Below are 21,318 nucleotides of genomic sequence, written 5' to 3' on the forward strand. Positions count from 1 at the left end.
TGTGCGCGTCAACGGTCTTCCCCTGCTCGCAGTACGCGGACGAGGTCCACCCGGGCCAGCAGCCGGGCCAGGGCCAGCACGACCGCGCTGATGGCAAGTGCGGTCGCCAGCGCGGTCACCGCCACCGTGCGCCAGGGCACGACCAGGTGCAGTGGCGGATAGGGCGCCTTCCCGGTGTCGTCCACGGTGACCAGCGGCAGCACCGCCCACGCCAGGGCCAGGCCCATCAGCGCTCCCGGGATCACCGCGAAGAGCGCCAGGCTCAGTTGCTCGGCGCCCAGCAGCGCGGACAGCCTCCTGGAGCGGACGCCGATCGCCCGCAGCAGGGCGAACTCCTTGCGGCGCTGCCGGGTGGAGATCACCGCGTGGACGGTGAAGGCGATGACCGCGAAGCAGGGGGCCAGCGAGCGGACCAGTGCCAGCGCCTTCCGCAGCCCGCTGCGGAAGGGGTCGGACCGGAGTGCCCCCGCGGTGGCCGCCGTCGTGGTCACCCGGCCCAGGGCCGGCTGCGCCTCGGCGGCGGCCGCGGTGCGCGCGCTGTCGGCGCTGCTGATCCACCAGAACGCCGGATCCGGCGGGAGGGTGCCGGCCAGCGTCAGGGCGCCGGCGAGTTGGCGTTGGTCGGCGACCAGGTGCCCCTGCCCGTGCCCGAGCCCTTGGAGCGAGCCGATCCGGCCGACGATCCTGGCGGGCACCGGGTCGCCGGGGCCCAGGTCCAGCGTGGTGGTGCTGCCCACGGCCAGGTGGGCGTCGCGCAGCACCTGGGCGTCGGCGCGTACCGGCAGCGGGAGCGGCTCGGCCGCGGGGACGGCCAGGAAGCGCACCTGGCCGCCGGGCTTGGTGTCGCCGGTGTCCAGGTCGACGGGGGTGCCGTCGATGGTCGGCGGGGTCCGCAGGCCGGTGCTGATGGTGGCCCGCAGCACGTCGGCGCCGCCGTGCCGTATCGCGCACACGCCAGGGCTGCCGAAGTTGTAGGTGTACGACACCTTCCCCGTGCACGCCCCGGCGGTGGCGTCCGCCGCGTGGTCGGTGCCGTCGGCCCAGACCTGCCCGGCGGGCAGCGGGGCGACCCAGCTGTCGGTGGCGCCGCGTGCGCCGGCCCGGAGCAGTTCCAGGTCCAGGAGGGCGGGGTACACGCCAGGTTGCGGCAGGACGTTGAGGGCGGTCAGCGTCAACGGGTACGCGCGCGGGTGGCCGCCGCTCAGCGGGACGCCCAAGGGGACGACGACGGTGTGCCGGGCGCCGTCGGCGGGCGGCAGGACGGCGGTCACGGTGCTGTCCAGGCCGGCGGCGTCCTGCACGGTCAGCTGCAGCCGCGGCGCGGCGTGGCTGCCGTCGCTGCGCACCCGCTCGTCCAGCAGCAGCGCGGTCGGACGCCCGGGGAAGGTGACCCCGAAGACGGCGGGCCGGGACAGCCGGGGGGCGGGGCCACCGATGGTGCCGACCAGCTCCTCGGTGACCCCGCCGGGCAGGTTGGCGGTGGTCTGGGTCACCGGCGCGGCGGCCGTCACCGCGGGCAGCGCGCGATAGGCGGCGCTCAGCACCGCGGCCGGGTAGCCGTCCTGCTTGCCCGGGGCGATCCTGACGTCGGCGCCGACGGTGAACGCGGCCTGCTCGGCGGCGAGTCCGCCCAGGCAGGCCAGCGCGGTGGTGGCGAAGGCGCTCACGGACATCGCCAGGCACATCAGCACCACCGGGCCGGCGTTGCGCGAGGCCCGCCGGCTCAACTGCCAGCCGGCGAGCGCCGGGACCAGCCCTTTGCTGCGGCGGCCGACCACGTCGAGCAGCCGGGAGGTCAGCGGCAGCAGCCGCAGCAGCAGGAGCGCGGCCGCCCCGCCCGCCAGCGCGGGGACGAGGACCAGCACCGGGTCGACGGACACCGCCCCGCCGAGGCCGCCGCCCGCGAGCCCGCCGGCGATCAGCGAGTGGTGCCGCCGCAGCTCCAGGAACCCCGCCACCGCGACGCCCAGCAGCGCCAGGTCGGCGCCCAGCCGCTGGGCGGCCGCGGCCCGGGCGCCGCGGGCCCCTCGTACCCGCGTCGCCGGCAGCACCGGCAGCAGCACCGCCACGGCGTGCACCAGCAGGGTCAGACCCACTGCCGCCCAGGCGTCGGGCCCCGGACCGTCCGGTTGCAGCAGCCTTGCCAGATACGGTGCGGCGACGGCGGCCGGGATGCCGGTGAGGGCCCATTCGGCGGCCGCCCCGCGCAGCAGGCGCAGGGTGCCAGAGCCTCTGGCCTGCTGGAGGGCGAAGTCGTCCCGCCGCCGCGCCGTCATCTGACGGGCGGCCAGCACCAGGGCGGCGAGCGCGAGGGCGGCCAGCATCACGCTCGGCAGGTACAGCGCGGACCGGGCCGCCACCGTCGGCACCGCCAGGGCGTCGACGGCGCCGGGCAGCCCGGAGGAGACGGCCACGTCGTCCAACGACGGCTGGGTGCCATGGAAGACCGACACCGCGCTCTGGCTGCCGGTGAAGTTCCGTACCCGGTCGCGCAGGCCTGCCAGGCCGCCCACCGTGAGGCGGGGGAAGTCGGGCAGCACGCTCCAGTGAGCCGTGAGCTGCCCGTTCAGCACGGCGCTGCCGTTCAGGGCCGCAGGTGAGACCACCAGCAGCTGCTGGCTCGCGCTCTCGCCGTCCGTCAGGTCCCCGGCCATGGCGGGCCAGAAGCCGACAGGCCCGGCAGCGCGGAAGACGCCGGTGATCCGCACGGTCGTCGTACGGCTGAAGCCGTCCTCCACCCGGAGCGTGGAACCGGCCCTGACGCCGAGGCGCTGGGCCAGTTGCCGGGGCACCGCGGCGTCCACCGGGGCGGCGGATCCGGTGCCGACGCGGACGGTGGGCAGTGCGGTGAAGGCGCCGGCCGGGGCGTCCGCCGTCCCCGCGGGCCAGTGGCCGGAGACCAGCCGCCCGAACCTGCCGCCGTCCTGCACCGCGACCGGGTGCAGGCCGCTGCCGCCGGGCCCGCGCGGCGCGCCCGCGTTCCCGTCGACACGGGTCACCGAGACCGCCGAGGTCCCCAGCAGTCCCACATAGGTGTGCTGCGGCACTCCGGCGAAGGCCTTGGCTCCTGCGGCGCGGACGCCCCGATCGGCGGCCGCCATCCCGCCGGCCCGGTAACCGGCGTTGACCAGCACCTGCGCGTCGGCGTCGGCCGACAGCCTGCGGACGGTCTCGGACCGGACGGCACCGCCCGCCAGCGCGGCCAGCGCGCACAGCGCCGTCGCGCACAGCAGGACCGTAGCGGCGACGGCGACCAGGACCAGTCCGTGCTGGGTGGAGCGCCTGGCGACTGCCGGAAGCCGGCGACGGGGGGCACCCGCGCGACGCCGCGCCGAAGACGGACAGGCCGTGGCGACCACATGAACCCCCGCGCTATCGAACATGTGACGGTACGGCGAAGCACAGTCCTACCAGCCGGGCAACGGGCGGCGCAACAAGACGATCTCCCAACGCCGCGGTGCGACCTCGCCGTGGTCCCGCTGTGTCGCCGGGTGGATGCCGGTCCCCCGTGAGAGGTTGCTCTGTGTCGCCGGACCGGTCGGGGCGGCCCGGGAGTCCGCCGCGGCGACGGCGGGACGGCGCGTACCACCGGTGGCCGTGGTCGGCGCGCTGCGGCGAGCGGCGTCCGCGCGGCCGTCCGCCCGACCGTACTGCCCGTCGATCATGGGATGCCTGCGATGAACGACCCCGGAGATGTGCTGTTCGGCGTGGGGACCGGGCCGAGCGGACCGGCCGGCACCGCGCTGGCGGTGATCGACGCCGGGGGTACGGTGACGGGCTGGACTCCCGGGGCCGAGCGGCTGCTCGGCTATCGCGCCGCGCAGGTGGTGGGACGGCCCGCCGCCGTCCTGCTGGCGGACCCCGAGCGGAACGCGCCCGAGGCGCTGCCCGCGGCGGAGCGCTCCCGCGCCCGGGGCGCCTGGTCCGGGCAGGTGCGGGTCCGGCACCGTGACGGGCGGGCGCTCCGTGTCGACCTGCGGGTCTGTCCGCTGGCCGGGGCGGAGGCCGACGGCCGCACGTCCTGGCTGGCGGTGGCCGACGAGCAGCACCAGGCCGCGCGCTCGCGGTGGAACGCGGCGGTGATGGAGTCGCTGATGGTCCGTTCGCCGATCGCGGTGGCCGTCTGGGACCCGCAACTGCGCTACATCTGGGTGAACGAGGCGCTGGCGGCGGAGAACGGGATCCCGGCCGAGCGGTGGCCCGGACACCGGATCGACGAGGTGCTGCCGGGGATCGTGGACACGCCGCCGTTCGAGACGGTGATGCGCGAGGTGCTGGAGAGCGGCGTCCCTTCCATCGGCTACGAATACTCCCGGCGGACCGCGGGCGACAGCCCTCACCACAAGCACACCTACTCCATCTCCTTCTACCGCGTCGAGGGCACCGACGGCGCCCCCATCGCCGTCGTCGGCGCCAGGGCCGACATCACCGCCAACCGCCGCGCGCGTGCGCGCCTTGACCTGCTCAGCGAGGCCAGCACCCACATCGGCACCACGCTGGACGTGCTCAGGACCGCCCAGGAACTGGCGGACTACGCCGTCCCGCTGCTGGCCGACTTCGTCACCGTCGACCTGTCGGAGAGCGTCCCGATCGGCGACGAGCCGCTGGCCAGGCTCGAATCCTCCTCCGGACTCACCCCCGTCTTCCGGCGCGGCGGTGTCGCCTCGATCCACCAGACCGCGGAGTCGTTGTGGCACCGGGGGGAGGCGGTGTACGTACCGCCGTCCTCCCCCTTCGTCGAGGCGCTGGCCACCGGCAGGTCCGTCCTGCAGCCGGTCCTGGACATCTCGCCGGGCAACTGGCTCGACATGGACCGGGCACGGGCGCAGGTCGCCCGCGACACCGGCATGCACAGCCTGATGGTCACGCCGATCCGTGCACGCGGGGAGACGCTCGGCGTGGCGGCCTTCGTCCGCAACGACACCCCGGCGCCGTTCGAGGAGGACGATCTGCTGCTGGCGGAGGAGCTCGTCACCCGGGCCGCGCTGAGCCTGGACAACGCCCGCCGGTACGCCGGCGAGCGGGCCGCGGCCCTGGCCCTGCAGCGCAACCTGCTCCCGCAGCACCTGGAGGGCGGCTGCACCCTGGACGTCGTCTCGCGCTACATGCCCGCCGACGTGGCGCACGGGGTGGGCGGCGACTGGTACGACGTGATCCCGCTGAGCGGTGCCAGGACCGCCCTGGTGGTCGGCGACGTGGTCGGGCACGGCATCAACGCGGCGGCGACCATGGGCCGGCTGCGTACCGCCGTGCGGACCCTCGCCGACATGGACCTGGAGCCCGACGAACTGCTCGCGCACCTGGACCGCACGGTGGTGCAGCTCAACGAGGAGGACCCGGAGGCGGCCACCGCGGGCGTCGGGCTGGGGGGCACCTGCGTCTACGCGGTCTACGACCCCATTCTCCGGTGTCTCGACGTGGCCAGGGCGGGACACCCGCCGCCGCTGATCATCGACCCCGCGGCGGGGGTGACCTTCCCCGACACCCCGGCCGGCGCGCCCCTGGGCATCGGGCTGCCGGTCTTCGAGACCTCGCGGATCCAGTTGCCCGAGGGGAGCACGGTCGTCCTCTACACCGACGGGCTGGTCGAGACCCGCGACCACGACATCGACTTCGGCATCGACCGGATCGCCGCCGCCCTGACGCCGCCGGACAGCTCCCTGGAGGAGTTGTCCACGGCGGTGAGCGACACCGTCCCGGCCGGCGGGACGCTGTCCGACGACGCCACCCTGCTGATGGCCCGCCCCCGTTTCCTGGCGCCCGACCAGGTCGCCGGCTGGGACCTGGCGGCCGAGCCGGCCGTCGTCGCCGCGGCCCGTTCCCTGGCGGTGGGACAGATGGAGGCCTGGGGCCTGGGGGACCTGGTGGAGGCCACCGGACTGATCGTCGGCGAGCTGGTCACCAACGCCGTGCTGCACGGCGCCGCCCCCATCCACCTGCGGCTGATCCGGCACGCGGTGCTGGTCTGCGAGGTCTCCGACGCCGGCGCCGGCCAACCCCGCCCGCGCGCCGCGGGCCCGGACGACGAGTCCGGCCGCGGCCTGGCGCTCATCGCCCGGTCGTCCCGCCGCTGGGGCACCCGCCGGATGGCCGAGGGCAAGACGGTCTGGGCCGAACAGACACTGCCACCCCCGGACTGACCCGGCGCCTCCCCCCACGTCCGCCGGAGGCGGCCGACCGGGCGACGGCCTTGGGCCGTGCCCGACACCCGGCCGCCCGGCACGTTCCACGCCGCCCCGGGGTGAACGCCCGGTCAGGCCCGGTGGGTCGCGGTGAAGGACAGCAGCAGCGCGGCGGTGGGGGCCGGGGCCTCCAGGATGGGGGTGTGGCCGACGCCGGGCAGCGGATCGAGCCGGGCACCCGGCACGGCGCCGTAGTCGGCGAAGGACGACGGACGCCATCTGCCGTCCAGCTGGCCGTAGATCACCTGGAGGGGCTTGCCGAGGTTCGCCAGCCGGTCGGGTACGGGCTGCTGCCCCAAGTAGCCGAGGGAGGCCTGCATCGCCGAGGTGAAGGCGTGGAAGGCCATGCCACGCAGTTCGTCGACGAGTTCCTGCGGGATCGCGTAGCCCTCGCGGAAGGCACCGCTCGCGAAACGCCGGATCTGCTCGTCGGTCGGCGGCCACTGGGCCGGGCCGATCGTGCCCGCCTGCTTGGCGGTGAAGGCGTCCAGGTGCGGGCCGGTGTTGATGAGCGCGAGGGCGGTTACCAGCTCGGGGTGCTGCTCGGCGAGGGCGACCGCGGTCAGGCCGCCGCTGGAGTGGCCGGCGACGACGGCCCGTTCGGCGCCGAGCAGGTCGAGTACGCGGGCGGCCCGGCGCGCCTGCTCGGAGATGCCGTAGTCGCCGTCGACCGGTTTCGCCGACCGCCCGTGGCCGAGCAGGTCGATCCGGATCACCCGGTGGGACGCGGCCAGCGCCGGCACGATCGCGTCCCACGAGCGGGTGGACGCGGCCGAGCCGTGGATGAGCAGCAGGGCGGGGGCGTCGCGCGGGCCGTCCTGGCACACGTGGATGCCGCCGCCGTCCAGGGGCAGCACCGTCTCCGCCGCGTCCAGGGCGCCGGCTGGCAGAGGTGATCGACCGTCAGGAAGAGTCATGGGGCCCATTGTCCGGCCCGGACCCAGGAGCGCCACAGCGCCGCACCCTGCCGCGCGCGTTGGCGTCCGCGTCTCCCGTGGAGCGGCGGTGACGGGGCTGTGACCCGCTCGTCAGACGGCCCCTCATAAGATCGGGGTCATGACACACGGGGCTCCGATATATCTCAGCAGCAGCCATCACCACTACCACAACAGTGGCAGCGGCGGAGGCGGCAGCGATCCGTTGTCCGTGATCCTGGTGGTGGTCGCGATTCTCGTCATCCTGGGACTGGTGGTGGCGTACCGCAAGAAGGACTCGGAGGACTGACACCCCGCACCGATCCACGGCGGCCCCGCCGCCGGCGACCCCCCGACCGGCCATCGGCCGGCGGCCGACCCGGCGACGGGGCCGCCGGCGTACGCACACCATCCGGCGTGCGGCGGGCCCGTGGTGACGCCGCCCGACCGGCCGGAAGCCCGGCGCGGGGGGCTTGTCTCATGGCAGGAAGAGGCAGAACGGGTGCCCGTGCGGATCCCGCAGGACGCGTACGTCGTCCTGCGGCTGGTACGCCTCGACGCTCGCGCCCAGCGCCACGGCCCGCGCCACCTCGGCGTCCAGGTCGTCGACCATGAGGTCGAGGTGCGCCTGCATCTGCTGGCTGCCCGGACGTTGCGGCCACACCGGTGGTTCGTGGTCGGGTTCGAGCTGGAAACTCAGGCCCGGCCGCTCGCTCTCCGGCGAGCGCAGCCTGACCCACTCCGGCTCCCGCGTCACCTCCTCCCAGCCGAGCAGCTCGCGGTAGAAGTCCGCGAGGGCCGCCGGATCGGGAGTCCCCAGGACGATGGCGCCGAAGCTCGTGGTCATGGCCTCACGCTCCCACACCCGCCCGAGGGCGCGGGAGCGCGCTGCCGCTGCCGTACGGCGAACCGCGCCCGTGACGCCGCGGGTTCCGCGCCCGCCGGGAGTACACGGGCGCCCGGCGGGCAGGTGCGTCGGCAGTCATGCGGGTGGGCGGGGAGGCGGGTCGCACGGTGGGATCGGAGGGCGCGGTGGCGCCGGGACAGCAGGCACGCCAGCGCGGCGGTCGAGGGCTGGTCCGTTACTTCCTGGCCGCGCTGCTCGTCCGTGGCGCCGACAGCGGGGCGACGGTCGGCGTGGTGCTGCTCGCGCTGAACGCCCGCGGGCACCCGGGCGGCGGGGCCGCCGCCGGCGGCCTGCTGGCGGCGGCGCTGAGCGCACCGCACCTGTTCGGCCCGTGGCTGGCGCACCGCCTGGACCGCGCGCGGGACGGCCGGCGGCTGCTCGCTGCGGCGTTCGTCCTCTACGCCGTCGCGCTGGCGTGCACGGCGGTCGCGGTGGGCCGGGTCCCGCTCGGTGTGGCGCTGTGCACGACCGCTGTCGCCGGATGCTGCGGCCCGCTGCTCACCGGTGGGCTGAGCAGCCGGCTGGCCGCGCTCGCCGGCCGCGGCGAACGCCCCCAGCGCCGCGCGCAGGGCTGGGACGCCATGACGTACGGGCTCGGCGGCACCCTCGGCCCGGCCGTGGTGGCCGGCGCGGCGGTGCTCACCGGCCCGCGGGCCGCGCTGCTGGCGCTGTGCCTCGCGGCCGCCGCCGCGGCCGGTTTCACCCTCGCCCTGCCGCCCGACCGCGCCGGCGCCCGCGGCCCCGCTGCGGTGCCCGGCGTCCGGGAAGGCCTCACCCTGCTCGTCAGCCACCCTGCGCTGCGCCGGGTCACCCTCCTCACCCTGATCTCGGCGCTGGAACTCGGCGCGCTCCCCGTCATCGCCACCACCTACGGGCCGCATCTCAGCCATCACGCGGCCGCCGGGGCGGTGCTGACGACGGCGCTCGGTCTCGGCAACCTCGCGGGCTCCCTTCTGGTGACGGTCGTCCCGCTCCGCGGCGAGCCGGAGATCTGGGCGCGGCGGCTGTTCGCCGTGCTGGCCGGCACCACCGTCCTGGCCGCGTGCGCGCCCGGCTACAGCCTCGCGCTGGCCGGGTTCGCGCTGGTCGGGGTGGCCAACTCGCTGTCCTTCACCTCGACTCTGGCGTCGAGGTCGGCCTACGCGCCGCCCGGTGCGCGGGCGCAGATCTTCGTCACCAGCGCGGGTCTGAAGGTCGCGCTTGCCTCGGTCGGCACCGCGGTGGCGGGCGCGGCCGCCGGGCTGGGCGGGCGCGCCCTCCTGCTCATGGCCGCGGGCGCGACCACGCTGGCCGTACTCGTCGCGCTCGCCGACCGGCTGGCCACCTCGGACGGCCCGGCGGCCCCGAGCGCGACCGCCGGCCGGCAGCAGGCGCCCGGCGCAGCCGGGGCCGCGTCGCACCCCGCCGATCTCCGCACGGACGGCGGGTCCTGACCCCGCGTACGCTTGGTCAGCCCTGCCTGCTGTAGAGCCGGAGCGTGATCGGGCCGCAGACGGCGGTGAGGACGGCGGTCGCGGCGAGGGACCAGAGGACGGCACCGCCCGCGGTTGCGGCTGCCGGGGTCGAGACCGGTGGTCGGCTCGTCGAGGAAGAGCAGGTCGGGGGTCACGATCAGGCTGGCGCCGATGTCGAGCCTGCGGCGCATGCCGCCGGAGTAGCCGCCCACCGGCCGGCCGGCCGGCCGAGCCGGTCAGGTCGAACGCGGCGAGCAGGTCGTCGGCGCGCTGCCGGGCCGCGGCCCGGGGCAGGCCGTGCAGCCGGCCGAGGACCAGCAGGTTCTCCTGTCCGGTCAGATCCTCGTCGAGCGAGGCGAACTGGCCGGTCACCGCGACCCGGGCGCGGATCGCGTCCGCCTCGGTCAGCACGTCGTGGCCGAGGACGCGGGCGGTGCCGGCGTCCGGCCGGGTCAGCGTGGCCAGGACGCGGATCGTGGTGGTCTTGCCCGCGCCGTTGGGGCCGAGGAAGCCGAACACCTGGCCGCGCGGGATCGTGAGGTCGATCCCGTCCAGCGCCCGGCTGTCTCGGTAGATCTTGACCAATTCCCGTGCCTCGACGGCCGGATGGTCGTCGCTCAAGCCGTTCTTTGACATCCCGTAAGACTTAGATAACTCTTGCAGTTTGTCAAGGTTAAGGTGGAGCGCATACGGTCGTGGGATGGTCGACCCGCACAATCCCGCCACGCCGCCGCGCCGCCGCCGGTCCGACGCACGGCGCAGCATCGACGCGATCCTCAACGCGGCCCGGATCGTGCTCGGCGAGCGGTACGACGCGAGCATGGAGGACATCGCCGCCACGGCCGGGGTCACCCGCCAGACCGTCTACGCGCACTTCCCCTCGCGCGACGCCCTGGTCGCCGCCCTCGTCGAGGTCGCGGCCGCCGAATACTGCGCGCTGCTCGACGCGGCGGGCCTCGACAGCGCGCCACCCGCCGAGGCGCTGGCCGGCTTCCTCGACGCCGGCTGGCGGTTCCTCGGCCGCTACCCCGTGCTGCTGAACGCCACCGCGGCCCGGCTCCCCCGGCCCGCGAGCGACCCGCACGACATCGTGCCCCCGCGGCTCGAACGGCTCATCAGGCGAGGCCAGCAGACAGGCGACTTCGACCCGGCGCTCTCGGCGGCCTGGCTCGCCGCCGCCGTCCTCGGGCTGATGCACACCGCCGTGGCGGAGGTCACCGCCGGGCGCGTGACCACCGGGCAGGCCGAGGAGCTCTGCCTGGAGAGCACCCTGCGCCTCTGCGGCGCGAAGGCACCCCGCCGGGCCCTGTCCGGCACCTCCCGCCCGGCCCGCGGCGCCTGACACCTCCCGTCCGGCCGGCGGCCTCCGGCACGCACCGCCTAGAACGTAGGCGCGGCCTGCTCGGCGGGCGGCGCGGACACCAGCCACGGGGCGGCGTCGAAGACCTGGTCGAGCAGGCGGCGGGCACGGGCGTCGGATCCGGCTCCGGCGCCCGCTTTGATCATCTCGTCCAGCCAGACGCGGAAGGCCGCGACCGCGCGGACCGCGAGCAGCCGCGTGGTGAGGTCCGCGGGACCCCCGGATCCGCCGCGGCCGCGCAGCAGCTGGGCGAACCGCTGCTCCTGCTCGGGCAGTTGCCAGGACGAGGGAAAGCTCAGGGTCTCCGAGGTGGCGATGATCCGCCGGTGTCGCCGGCGCGGGCACCGGTGTCGCCTACGCCGCCGTGCCGGCGCTGATCGGGCTCGGGGCTCCGCGCTCGTCGCTGGCCGCCGCCAACGGGCTCAACGCGCTGTTCCGGTCGGTCGGCAACTCGCTGGCCAGCGCGGTCGGCGGCACGTTGTTCGCCTCCCAGGTCATCGTCCTGGCCGGGACCGCCCTGCCGTCGCTGACCGCCTACCAGGTGCTGTTCGGGGTGTGCGCGGGCGCGGCGATGCTCGGCGCCGTGATCGCGCTGGCCGTCCCCACGCCTCAGGATGACGCCGTCGCCGCGCGGCCCGCACCCGCCACGGCCTGAAACCTGGACCCGCGATCAGCGCGCCGGTCCTGACCCCTCCTCGCCGGCCGCGAGCGGGTCCGCCCCGTCCTGCCGGCCGCCGGCTCCGGGGCCGGCGGGCGGCTCGGCGGCCGGGGGCAGTTCGGCGGCCGGGGGCAGTTCGGCGGCCGGGGGCAGTTCGGCGGAGAGGGTGAAGACGATCCGGGTGCCGCCGGTGTGGTCCGGGTCGACGGCGATGGCGCCGCCGTGGAATTCGACGACCTTCTTGCACATCGCCAGCCCGATGCCGTTGCCCGGATACGTGTCGCGGTTGTGCAGCCGCTGGAAGATCACGAAGACCCGCTCGGCGAACTCGGGCTCGATGCCGATGCCGTTGTCGGTGCACGCGAAGCGCCACAGGCCGCCGTCCCGCTCGCAGGACAGATGGATGCGCGGAGCCCGGTCGCCCGAGCGGAACTTGAGGGCGTTGCTGATCAGGTTCTGCAGCAGCATGCCGAGTTGGGTCCTGTCGCCGACCACGGCGGGGAGCGGGTCGTGGGACAGGACCGCGTCCGTCTCGGTGACGGCGACGCTCAACGCGGCTGTCGTGGAGTCCCACAGGCGGTCGAGTTCGACCAGGGCGTGGTCGTTGTGGAGCCGGCCGACGCGGGAGAAGGCGAGCAGGTCGTTGATCAGGGTCTGCATGCGGACCGCGCCGTCGACGGCGTAGTCGATGTACTGCCCGGCCCGCTCGTCGAGCCGGTCGGCGTAGCGGCGCTGGAGCAGCTGGCAGAAGCTCGCGACCTTGCGCAGCGGCTCCTGCAGGTCGTGCGAGGCGACGTAGGCGAACTGCTCCAGTTCGGCGTTGGATCGGGCCAGGTCGGCGGCGTGGGCGTCGATCGCCTCGCGGGCGGCCTTGCTGGTGGCCAGCTCCCGTACCAGCCGGCCGCGCATGGCCTCCACGTCGCGGGCCAGCGCGCGCATGTCGGCGGGGCCGCCGCTGTCGATGGGCTGCTCGAAGTCGCCGCCGGCCACCGCCCGCGCCTGCCGCGCCAGCCGGTCCAGCGGCGCGTTGACACCGCGGCGCAGGGCGAAGAAGACCAGCACCGCGAGGGCGAGGACGGCCAGGGCGATCGCCGAGAAGATGGCGTTGCGGACCTGGCGGGTGTGCTTCAGGTCGGCACGCGCGTCGTCGCTGCGCTGCTCCAGGTGCTGCTGCTGGGCCCGCAGGGCGGCGCGGACGGAGTCGAACTCCGCCTTGCCCTCGTCGGGTCGGGAGAGCGAGGGGGCCACGGGCCGGCCCGGCGGGCTGCCGGCGATGGGGGCCGCCACGTCGGTCCGCCAGCGGGTGGCGCGGGCCAGGACCAGGTCCAGGTCGGCCGACGCGGACCGGTCACCGGCGGCCAGGACGCGCAGTTGCGCCTCCGCGTCCTTCTCGCGGGCCAGGCCCTCGGTGTAGGGCTGGAGGAACTGGGTCTGCCCGGAGAGGGCGTAGCCGCGCGTGCCGGTCTCCTGGTCGACCAGCGCCGCCTCCAGGCGTACGGCCTCGGTCAATGCCGGGCTGCCGCGGTCGACCAGCTGGTCGGTGACGGCGCCGGAGTGGCGGAAGAACCCCACGACCAGGGCCGAGAGCACCACCAGGACCACGAGCGCGCCGCAGACGCCGACGGTCAGCCAGCGTGACGTGGTCCACCGGCCGGTGCCGGCCGGCCCGGACGGAACGGTGTGCCGTGCCGGGCTCCCGGCAGCCGGGCCCCGGGCCGGAGCCGGCCCGCCGGGGGGTGTCCGCTCCCCGGGGGCAGCCGGATGGCCGCCCTCGGCTATGCCGGGGACGGGGGCCTGCAACTGCGGCCGGCTGGACACCACTGCCTCCAAGTCGCCGGAAGCCGCGAGCTCCCGTGGACGAACACCGCACGATACGCACCGCACTGGTGCACGGCGGCGAAAGCCTACCCCGCGCGACAACCCTGGTTGTCGCCCGCGGGTGGCCGGGTGCGTACAGTGAGCCCCATGGCCACCGATGAACCCTCCCGAACGCGGGAGGAGTCGCTGCGACGGGCACACGACGCCCTGGACGACCTGGTCCGCGAACTGGCCGCCACTCCTGCGTCCGCCCCGGCCGGCACGGACGGACCCCCTCCCGGACTGGCGAGGACCCTGGAACGGCTGGCCGCCCTGGCCCTGCTGAACGACGCGCTCCAGTCCCAGGTGCTCCAGGCCGCCCGGGACGCCGCCGCCGCCGGCGCCAACTACGCCCAGCTGGGCGCCGCCTGGAACATCACCCGGCAGGGCGCCCGCAAGCGCTGGCCCGGCCTTGTTTTCTCCCGTACCCCCGAGCACCACCCACCGCGAGGAGGCCCCATGGAAGCGACCGTGCCCGCACGCTCCTACACCGTCCTGCTGGTCGAGGACGACGACGCCGACGCGCTGCTGATCGAGGAGGCGCTGCTCGAACGCGGCATGGCCCGCGCCGTGCACCGCGCCACCGACGGCATCACCGCGCTCGCGCACCTGCGCGACGCGGCCAGCCCGCGCCCCGACCTGCTCGTCCTGGACCTGAACATGCCGCGGATGAACGGCCGCGAGCTGCTGGCCGTCCTCAAGAGCGACCCGCTCCTGGTCACCGTCCCGGTCGTGGTGCTCACCACCTCCGCGGCGCCCGACGACATCACCGGCGCGTACCGCGAGCACGCCAACGCCTACGTCACCAAGCCCGTCAATCTCGACGACTTCAACCGCGCGGTCCAGGGCATCGACGACTTCTTCCTCGACACGGTCTCCCACCCCGACCGCCCCTGACCCGGACCCCTTCCGTGCGGGACCGATGAGTTCGGGCGGCGGATCGGGTCCACCCGTCATGACCAGAATCATCGCTGACATCACGATGTCCCTCGACGGCTTCGTCACCGGGCCGGACCCGGGCCCGCGGAGCGGTCTGGGCACCGGCGGCAGGGCCCTGCACGCCTGGGCGTTCTCCGACGACCCCGACGACCGCCGGGTGCTGCGCGAGGCGACCGCCCGCTCGGGCGCCGTCGTCCTCGGGCGCCGGCTCTTCGACCTGGTCGACGGGCCGAACGGCTGGGACGACGAGACCGGCTACGGCGCCACGGAGGTCGGCAGGCCCGCGTTCGTCGTCGTGACGAGTTCGGCGCCGCGGGCGGTGCGGCTCACCGACCTCGACTGGACGTTCGTCACCACCGGCCTGCCCGACGCGGTCGCCGCCGCGCGCGAGCGCGCCGAGGCGGCGTCGGCGGACAGCGGCAGGGACCTGGACGTCGTCCTGATGGGCGGCCGCGCGACCGTCGGCTCGGCGCTCGACGCGGGGCTGGTCGACGCGCTGACCCTGCATCTGGCCCCCGTGGTGCTCGGCGCCGGCACACCTCTCTTCACCGGCCGAGCCCCGCGCACCCTGGTGCAGCGGACGGTCGCCGTGACCTCGACGGCGACCCACCTGACGTACGACGTCCTCTGACACCGCGTCGGCGAACCTCCGCTGTGTCCGGGCGGATCGGTCGGACGCCACAACACGGCAGGGGCGGGAGGGGACGGCTCGCGGCGAGCCGTCCCCTCCCGCCGCTGCCGGCTGGGCGTCAGTGCCGCAGTTTCAGGCGGTGCACGCCGCCGGCGACGGTGCCGACGTAGAGGTAGCCGCCGTCCGGGCTTGCGGCGAGCGCGCCCGCGTTCAGATTCTGCAGCCCGTTCGAGATGTTGGCCCAGGTCAGGCCGTTGTCGGTACTGCGGAGCACGCCACGGCCGCCCCTGAGCAGGCCGTTCACCTCGGACGACGTGGTCGCCGCGTAGAGGGTGCCGCCGACCCGGATGATGTCCGAGACCTGGGTCGGGAGGCCGCCGGTGTCCGCGGTCCTGAACGACCGGCCGCCGTCGGTGCTCACCCGGACGCCGTCACCGCCGACGAGCAGCCGGCTGCCGTCCAGGGTGAGCGCCGAGACCGCGCCGTCCGCGACCTCGGTGACCGTCGCTCCGCCGTCGTCGGACCGGTAGAGGCCGTCGGTGCCGCCCAGCCACAGGCGCAGCGGGTCGTGCGGGTCGCCGGCCACGGCGCTGAAGAAGGTGTCGTGGTGGAGTGCCTTCCAGGTGGCGCCGTTGTCGGTGGTCGCGTAGAGGCCCGCGTCGTCGAGGGTGGTGTAGCCGACGAGCACCCGGTCCGGGTCGGCGGGGTCGACGGTCAGCGACGTCGGGTTCTCCTGGAAGGACGACTTCTGCTGCCAGGTCGTACCGCCGTCGTCGCTGCGGTAGATGTAGAACGTGCCGTCGCCCGAGCCCTGGCGGACCTTCCACACCACCTTGGGGTTGCGTGGCGAGACGGCCAGCAGGCTGACGGTCTCGCCGAACCGGCCCTCGTTGCCCGAGGGGCCCCACTCCGGGGAGTCGAGCGGCAGCCGGGCGCGCTGGACGCCGTAGGGCGTGCCCGCCAGCAGGGTGTTCCCGGTGACGGCGAGGTCGTAGACCGTTCCGCCCTGGACTCCGATGCGCCGGTAGCCCGCGCCGGGCGTGGTGCCCCGGTAGACGCCGGCGGTCTGCTCGGCGATCGTGAACGTGCCGTCCGCCCAGCGGTCGTAGTCCAGCGGTATCGCGCTGGCCGCCGGGTCGGGGAGCTGCGACCAGTTGCGGCCCTCGTCGCGGCCGAGCCAGCTGGTGCCGGCCGCCGCGAGGAAGACGTCGCCGCCGGAGATCCTGAGGCCGTCGCCGATCCAGGGCTGTGCGAGCAGGGTGGACCAGGTGCCCCCGTGGTCGTGCGAGCCGACCACGCCGGTCTCCAGGTCGTAGGCGGCGACGAGGGATCCGTCCGCGACCACGCCCCTGATGTCGCCGGGGGCGCTGTAGATCTGCCGGGGGGTTCCCGGGGTGCCGGAGACGACGCCGGGCCGGATCCAGACGCCGTCCTGGGTCGCCAGGTACAGGTCGTCGCCGCCGACCGCCGCCCACCTGATGTCACCGGGGACGCCGGTGGGGTACGCCGTCCAGGTGTCGCCCGCGTTCGTGCTGACGAGCAGCCCGTCGTCGGTGACGGCGGTCAGGGAGCGCGTCCGCTCGTCGGCGACCAGCGCGGTGATGCGGCTGTTCGGGACGTCGAGGGTCTTCCAGGTGCGGCCGCGGTCCTGGGTGCGCAGGATCGTGCCCGCCCTCAACTGGTCGCCGCTGACGGCGTACCACCAGCGGTCCGGCTGCTTGGCGTCGATGACGACGCTGCCGCCGCCGCCGGCGACCGGGAGGCGGTTGAGCTGGGTCCAGGTGGCGCCGCTGTCGGTGGTCAGCCACGGCCCGACCTTGCCGGTCTGGGTGAGGACGGCCTGCCTGGGGTCGCTGGGGGCGATGGTGATCTCGCCGGCGTCGGAGTTGGGGCCGACCGGCTGCCACCGGTCGCCGCGGCTGTCCGCCGGGGTGACCTCGAAGCCGGCGGAGCCGACGAGGCGCTGCCGGGTGGTCGCGACGCCGCTGACCGAGACCTGGTACGCCCCGGCGTCCTTGACGGTCACCGCGGCCTCGTAGGAGGTGGCGCTGTCGCTCACCGCCGTGACGGTGGTGGCCTTGCCGTGCGGCGGGGTGACGGTGATGGTGGGCCGCCCGCCGAGCGGCACCGGGCTGCCGACGAAGACCGTGGTGTGGCCGTCGCCGGGATCCGGGGTGGCCTGCACGAGCAGCGGTCGCGCGACCAGCAGGCAGGGGACGGTGAGGGCCGGGCCGCGGTCGGGGGTGACGGTGACACGCCCGGTGACCTCGACGGCGCCGGCCGGCCGCGGCGCCTTCAGCGTCACGGTGGCGGTGGCGGTTCCGCCGGCGGCGATGGCCAGGTGCCGGGGGCTGACCGTGGCGGAGCCGTCGGCGGTCAGGGCCGCGGACAGCCGCCGCGTCCCGGAGTTGTGCAGCGTCACGGTCCTGCTGCCGCCGACGGTCTGCCGGGAGAGGTCCGCGAGACCGAACGAGACGGACGCGGGCGCCGCGGTGAGTACGGTGTCGGCGGCCGCGGACACGTCGAGCCGGCCGGCGCCCTGCGTAGTCGGCGTGCTGCCGGCCAGCGGCTTCGCGGTACCGACCAGCGCGGCCTTCACCTCGTCGGGCGACTCCCCGGGGTGGAGCTGGCGCAGCAGCACCGCGGCGCCCGCGACGTGCGGCGCGGCCATCGACGTACCGGACATCCGGTACTGGCCGGGCGCCCAGAGGCTCTTCGGCACGGTGGAGCGGATCTCCACGCCGGGCGCCACCAGGTCGGGCTTGAGTTCGAGCCGCGGCGAGGGGCCGCGGGAGGAGAAGGACGCGATCTGGTCGGTGGCGTCGGTGCCCCGGACGGTGACGGAGGCAGGGCCGCTCTTCAGCCGGGCGCTCAACTGCGCGTACTGGCCGTCGTCCACGCTCATGAGGACGATTCTGTCCATGCGCTGCGAGTCGCCGGAGGCGTCGATCCCGGGGGCGTCCGCGGCCACCGGCGCGACCCCGGTCCCGGCGGTGCTTTCGGCGGCGCTTCCGGCTGCGGTTGCGGCAGGGCTTCCGGCTGCGTTTCCGGCAGCGGAGAACTGCGGGCCGCCGCCGGCGCCGGCCGCCGGGCCGACGAGCAGGGCGAAGACGCCCCGCTGCTCCGCCTCCCGGGCGAGGTCGACCGTGGGGGCCGCCCGGACCAGCGCGATCTTGCCACGCAGGTCGCCCGCCTCGGACCAGTCCGTGCCGTCCCCGAGGTCCACCAGCGGACGCGTGACGGGTCCCAGCGGCGGGTTGGCGGACAGCGGCAGCCGGGTGGTCTGCAGCAGTTCGGGGCGGGGACCGGCCAGATAGGCTGTGGGCAGCACGACGTTGGTCGTCGAGGCGCCGACCGCGATGACCCCGTCGGCGTCCGCCGGGGTGATGACGGTGTTCGGGCCGGGACCGGCGTTGCCTGCCGCGGCCACCACCACAACACCCGCCCGGGTGGCGGCGGTCGCGGCCAGGCCCAGCGGGTCGGTGCCGTCGCCGACGCCGCCCAGGCTCATGTTGATGACGTCGGCGCGGTGCGGATTCGCCGGGTCGGCGGCCGCCTCGACACCCGCGATGATGTCGGATTCCCAGCCCGTGCCGTCGGCGGCCATGACCTTGTAGGCGACGATGGTCGCGTCCGGGGCGACGCCGGTGATCCCGCCCTTCTCCGCCGCCTTGCCCGCGATGATGCCCGCGACGTGGGTGCCGTGGCCGTTGTCGTCCATCGGGTCGTCGTCGCCGTTGACGAAGTCGTAGCCCGCCACGACCTTGTGCCCGGGGCCGAATCCACCGCCGAGGTCCGGATGGGTGTAGTCGACGCCGGAGTCGATGACGGCGACCGTCACGCCCGCTCCCCCGGCGGCCTTCCCCGCCGCGTCCTTGCCCTTCCACACGTCGGGCGCGCCGATGAGCGGAACGCTGACATCGGTCTGCGCCTTCACCGGGGCGTCCGGCACCACCGCGGAGACCCCCGGCAGCGCGGACAGCCGGCCCACTTCGCCGGCCGGCACCGTCATCGCCACCGCGTTGACGAGGAGGTTGAAGGCGTGCACGGAACCGGGGTGCACGCCGGCCTGCTCGGCCGCACCGAGGAAGTCCTGCTGCCGCGACGCCACCGACCTGCGCTCCGCGGCGACCGCCGGGGCGTCGGCCGCCCGTACCCGGCCTCCGGGTGCCGCGCCGACCGCGGCGGCCCCGGAGAGCTCCACGATCACCCGCTGCCGGGGTCCCGCAGGAACCGAGCCCTCGGCGGCCGGAGTCCAGGCCAGGAGCCCTCCGACGACGACGGCCGCCAAGCCGGCGTTGAGCGATGTTCGACGAGTGAGTGCCATGGGCAGCAGTCCTACGCGGCGCGAACGGACCGGGGCAACGTTTCACCGTGGCCCATTGATGCCAGTGGCACGCGTGGGCCAGAATTCGGTCGGTGATCACCGAACTGACGGCCGCGGGTATCGATCCGTTCGACGAGTGCGTCTACCGCGCGGTCCTCGCCCGGCACACCGCGCGCCCGGTCGAACTCGCTGCCGAACTGGGCCATTCCGCCGAGCGGATCGGGCGCGCGCTGGACCGGCTGCGCGACCACGGGCTGGTCGGCCGGCTCGCCGGATCCCGCCGCCGCTATGCCGCGATCGAGCCGCGGGCGGCGATGGAGGCGCTGATCAGGGCCAGGACGGTCGAGCTCGACCGAGTCAGGAGCGCGGCGACCGAACTGTCCCTGCTCTTCAACGCGGCCCAGGAGGGGGCCACCGACGACGTCGAGATCACCACCGGCAGCGAGGCGCTCGGCCGTTGGTTCGTCCGTCTGCAGCAGGAGGCCCGCAAGGAGGTGATCGCCCTCGACCGGCCGCCCTACGCGCTGACCACCTCCAACCCGGTGGAGACCGCCGCACTCGCGCGGGGCGTGGAGTACCGCTCGATCTACGCCCCGGAGGCGTTGCAGTGGCCGGGCGTCCTCGGCGACATCCGCGAACTCATCGGCCACGGCGAGCAGGCACGGGTACTGCCGGGGCTGCGGGTCAAAATCGCCATCGCCGACCGCCGGCTGGCCCTGATGCCGCTCTCCCTCGACCTCACCGACGTGCGGGCCGCGGTCATCCGCCCCTCCACCCTGCTCGACGCGCTCATCGACTACTGGGAGATGTGCTGGCGGCAGGCCACCCCGCTGGACGCCCCCGCCGCGGACCCGCTCGACGAGGAGGACCGCCAGCTGCTGATCCTGCTGGTCAGCGGGCTCAAGGACGAGGCGATAGCCCGTCAGTTGGGCCTGTCGATACGCACCATGCGGCGGCGGATGAGCCGCCTGCTCGACCTGCTGGGCGCGGCCAACCGCTTCCAGGCAGGCGTCATCGCGGCCCGCAGCGGCTGGCTGTGATCCGGCGCCGGTGCGGTCAGTACAGCGACAGACCGTAGGCAGCCAGGGCCTCGGCGATCGGCTGGTAGTAACTGGTCCCGCCGGACGTGCAGTTGCCCGAACCGCCGGAGAACATGCCAAGCGCCGTGGTGCCCGCGTAGAGCAGGCCGCCGGTGTCGCCCGGCTCGGAGCAGACGCTGGTGGCGATCAGGCCGCTCACGACCTGGCCGCCGCCGTAGTTGACGGTGGCGTTCAGGGCGGTGACCGCCCCGCAGTGCAGGCCGCTGACTGCGGACTTGCGGCAGACCCGCTCGCCGACGTAGGGGTTGCCGGACGTGTAGCCGCCCCCGGGATGCGGCACCGCCGGGTTGTCGTAGCGGATCAGGCCGTAGTCGTTGCCCGGGAAGGACGTGGCGACGGTGGGGCCGATGGAGGTGGTGTGCGAGGCGTTCGTGTACCAGGCGGTGGTCCCCTGGGTGCAGTGACCGGGCAGGATGATGGAGTAGGTGCTCGCGTTGCGGGCGTTGACCTCGGCACGGCAGGACGTGCCGTTGTTGGCGTAGATCGTGTCCCCGGCCGAGACCAGCGGCCGCAGCGGGCCGGCCGCGGCGGCTGCCGCTGCCGGCGGGCTCGCGACGGCCGTGGGGGCCGCGAAGGCGGCGAGGGCGACCACGGCCAGGCCGAGGCGGCGGGCGGCGGTCCGGGCGGCGAAGCGGTGTCCGATGCTCAACGGGAGCCTCCTGGGGGACGGGACGTCGCCGTGCCGGCTGCGCCCGGGGGCGGCGCGAGAGCCGCGCGGTCACGATGCGGCCAGTATGCGAACGGGCCGGGACGGCCCACAAGGCCGCAATCGGGCAGTCCTGGCTCACCCACCGCCCGTCCGCCCGTCCGCCGTCACCTTCACGCTGACGGCGGGTTCACACGTAGGACGTCGACCGGGCCCGTCCAGGCTGCCGAGCCACCTTGCTAGCCTCGCTGACACGCACTACGGGACCCGGGAGATGACCGTACGCGACCCCGACGGGCGCCTGTGGAGCGTGGCAGGCTCCCGCGAGGAACTGACCGCGAGC

At 75.0% G+C, this 21,318-nt stretch carries 15 protein-coding genes and 1 pseudogene; 8 read left to right on the forward strand and 8 right to left on the reverse strand.

Annotated features, from left to right (window positions below):
• Positions 1 to 8 precede the first annotated feature (8 nt).
• Positions 9 to 3,383, reverse strand: a complete 3,375-nt coding sequence (locus OG702_RS03160; RefSeq protein ID WP_327287330.1) for an ABC transporter permease — start codon at positions 3,381 to 3,383, stop codon at positions 9 to 11.
• Positions 3,384 to 3,677: 294 nt separating this feature from the next.
• Between OG702_RS03160 and OG702_RS03165 the strand changes: the two genes are divergently transcribed.
• Positions 3,678 to 6,140, forward strand: coding sequence for a SpoIIE family protein phosphatase (locus OG702_RS03165; RefSeq protein ID WP_327287331.1), 2,463 nt, complete (start codon positions 3,678 to 3,680; stop codon positions 6,138 to 6,140).
• A gap of 113 nt (positions 6,141 to 6,253) precedes the next feature.
• On the opposite strand, the gene OG702_RS03170 is transcribed toward OG702_RS03165, so the two are convergent.
• Positions 6,254 to 7,099 carry an alpha/beta fold hydrolase gene (locus OG702_RS03170; RefSeq protein ID WP_327287332.1) on the reverse strand — a complete coding sequence of 282 codons (846 nt, stop codon included), beginning with the start codon at positions 7,097 to 7,099 and terminating at the stop codon, positions 6,254 to 6,256.
• A gap of 139 nt (positions 7,100 to 7,238) precedes the next feature.
• Here OG702_RS03170 and OG702_RS03175 point away from each other — a divergent pair, with 139 nt between their 5' ends.
• A complete protein-coding gene (locus OG702_RS03175) occupies positions 7,239 to 7,406 on the forward strand; it encodes a hypothetical protein (protein WP_327287333.1) in 168 nt (55 codons plus the stop codon).
• Between the two features lie 168 nt (positions 7,407 to 7,574).
• Here the strand turns inward: OG702_RS03175 and OG702_RS03180 are convergent, their stop codons facing one another.
• Positions 7,575 to 7,943 carry a VOC family protein gene (locus OG702_RS03180; RefSeq protein WP_327287334.1) on the reverse strand — a complete coding sequence of 123 codons (369 nt, stop codon included), beginning with the start codon at positions 7,941 to 7,943 and terminating at the stop codon, positions 7,575 to 7,577.
• A gap of 167 nt (positions 7,944 to 8,110) precedes the next feature.
• Here OG702_RS03180 and OG702_RS03185 point away from each other — a divergent pair, with 167 nt between their 5' ends.
• A complete protein-coding gene (locus OG702_RS03185; protein ID WP_327287335.1) occupies positions 8,111 to 9,436 on the forward strand; it encodes an MFS transporter in 1,326 nt (441 codons plus the stop codon).
• A gap of 110 nt (positions 9,437 to 9,546) precedes the next feature.
• On the opposite strand, the pseudogene OG702_RS03190 reads toward OG702_RS03185, so the two are convergent.
• Positions 9,547 to 10,093: pseudogene (locus tag OG702_RS03190) on the reverse strand (ABC transporter ATP-binding protein); the annotation flags it as partial.
• A gap of 64 nt (positions 10,094 to 10,157) precedes the next feature.
• On the opposite strand from OG702_RS03190, the gene OG702_RS03195 reads away from it, so the two are divergent.
• Positions 10,158 to 10,799 (forward strand): TetR/AcrR family transcriptional regulator, encoded by a 642-nt coding sequence (locus OG702_RS03195; protein ID WP_327287336.1) that lies wholly within the window; start codon positions 10,158 to 10,160, stop codon positions 10,797 to 10,799.
• Between the two features lie 38 nt (positions 10,800 to 10,837).
• Here OG702_RS03195 and OG702_RS03200 read toward each other — a convergent pair whose 3' ends face one another.
• A complete protein-coding gene (locus tag OG702_RS03200; protein WP_327287337.1) occupies positions 10,838 to 10,963 on the reverse strand; it encodes a hypothetical protein in 126 nt (41 codons plus the stop codon).
• 218 nt (positions 10,964 to 11,181) lie between these two features.
• Here OG702_RS03200 and OG702_RS03205 point away from each other — a divergent pair, with 218 nt between their 5' ends.
• The gene (locus tag OG702_RS03205) at positions 11,182 to 11,472 is read left to right on the forward strand and encodes a hypothetical protein (RefSeq protein WP_327287338.1); all 291 of its coding nucleotides are present in this window, start codon (positions 11,182 to 11,184) and stop codon (positions 11,470 to 11,472) included.
• Positions 11,473 to 11,487: 15 nt separating this feature from the next.
• Here OG702_RS03205 and OG702_RS03210 read toward each other — a convergent pair whose 3' ends face one another.
• Positions 11,488 to 13,293 carry an ATP-binding protein gene (locus OG702_RS03210; RefSeq protein ID WP_327287339.1) on the reverse strand — a complete coding sequence of 602 codons (1,806 nt, stop codon included), beginning with the start codon at positions 13,291 to 13,293 and terminating at the stop codon, positions 11,488 to 11,490.
• Between the two features lie 147 nt (positions 13,294 to 13,440).
• On the opposite strand from OG702_RS03210, the gene OG702_RS03215 reads away from it, so the two are divergent.
• Both OG702_RS03215 and OG702_RS03220 read left to right on the forward strand, forming a co-directional pair.
• Positions 13,441 to 14,229, forward strand: a complete 789-nt coding sequence (locus OG702_RS03215; protein ID WP_327287340.1) for a response regulator — start codon at positions 13,441 to 13,443, stop codon at positions 14,227 to 14,229.
• A gap of 58 nt (positions 14,230 to 14,287) precedes the next feature.
• On the forward strand, positions 14,288 to 14,902 hold the full coding sequence (locus OG702_RS03220) for a dihydrofolate reductase family protein (protein WP_327287341.1): 615 nt from the start codon (positions 14,288 to 14,290) through the stop codon (positions 14,900 to 14,902).
• Positions 14,903 to 15,020: 118 nt separating this feature from the next.
• On the opposite strand, the gene OG702_RS03225 is transcribed toward OG702_RS03220, so the two are convergent.
• On the reverse strand, positions 15,021 to 19,229 hold the full coding sequence (locus OG702_RS03225; protein ID WP_327287342.1) for a S8 family serine peptidase: 4,209 nt from the start codon (positions 19,227 to 19,229) through the stop codon (positions 15,021 to 15,023).
• A 92-nt stretch (positions 19,230 to 19,321) separates the two neighbouring features.
• Here OG702_RS03225 and OG702_RS03230 point away from each other — a divergent pair, with 92 nt between their 5' ends.
• Positions 19,322 to 20,269: a helix-turn-helix transcriptional regulator gene (locus tag OG702_RS03230; protein WP_327287343.1), complete on the forward strand. Its 948-nt coding sequence runs from the start codon at positions 19,322 to 19,324 to the stop codon at positions 20,267 to 20,269.
• 16 nt (positions 20,270 to 20,285) lie between these two features.
• Here OG702_RS03230 and OG702_RS03235 read toward each other — a convergent pair whose 3' ends face one another.
• Positions 20,286 to 20,978 (reverse strand): S1 family peptidase, encoded by a 693-nt coding sequence (locus OG702_RS03235; protein WP_327287344.1) that lies wholly within the window; start codon positions 20,976 to 20,978, stop codon positions 20,286 to 20,288.
• Positions 20,979 to 21,318 lie beyond the last annotated feature (340 nt).

Source organism: Streptomyces sp. NBC_01198, from assembly GCF_036010485.1.
Lineage (GTDB): Bacteria > Actinomycetota > Actinomycetes > Streptomycetales > Streptomycetaceae > Actinacidiphila.

Coding starts and splice junctions, on each gene's coding strand:
- OG702_RS03160 (WP_327287330.1), bottom strand. CDS start 3,383: ATGTTCGATAGCGCGGGGGTTCATGTGGTCGCCACGGCCTGTCCGTCT.
- OG702_RS03165 (WP_327287331.1), top strand. CDS start 3,678: ATGAACGACCCCGGAGATGTGCTGTTCGGCGTGGGGACCGGGCCGAGC.
- OG702_RS03170 (WP_327287332.1), bottom strand. CDS start 7,099: ATGACTCTTCCTGACGGTCGATCACCTCTGCCAGCCGGCGCCCTGGAC.
- OG702_RS03175 (WP_327287333.1), top strand. CDS start 7,239: ATGACACACGGGGCTCCGATATATCTCAGCAGCAGCCATCACCACTAC.
- OG702_RS03180 (WP_327287334.1), bottom strand. CDS start 7,943: ATGACCACGAGCTTCGGCGCCATCGTCCTGGGGACTCCCGATCCGGCG.
- OG702_RS03195 (WP_327287336.1), top strand. CDS start 10,158: ATGGTCGACCCGCACAATCCCGCCACGCCGCCGCGCCGCCGCCGGTCC.
- OG702_RS03200 (WP_327287337.1), bottom strand. CDS start 10,963: ATGATCAAAGCGGGCGCCGGAGCCGGATCCGACGCCCGTGCCCGCCGC.
- OG702_RS03215 (WP_327287340.1), top strand. CDS start 13,441: ATGGCCACCGATGAACCCTCCCGAACGCGGGAGGAGTCGCTGCGACGG.
- OG702_RS03220 (WP_327287341.1), top strand. CDS start 14,288: ATGACCAGAATCATCGCTGACATCACGATGTCCCTCGACGGCTTCGTC.
- OG702_RS03225 (WP_327287342.1), bottom strand. CDS start 19,229: ATGGCACTCACTCGTCGAACATCGCTCAACGCCGGCTTGGCGGCCGTC.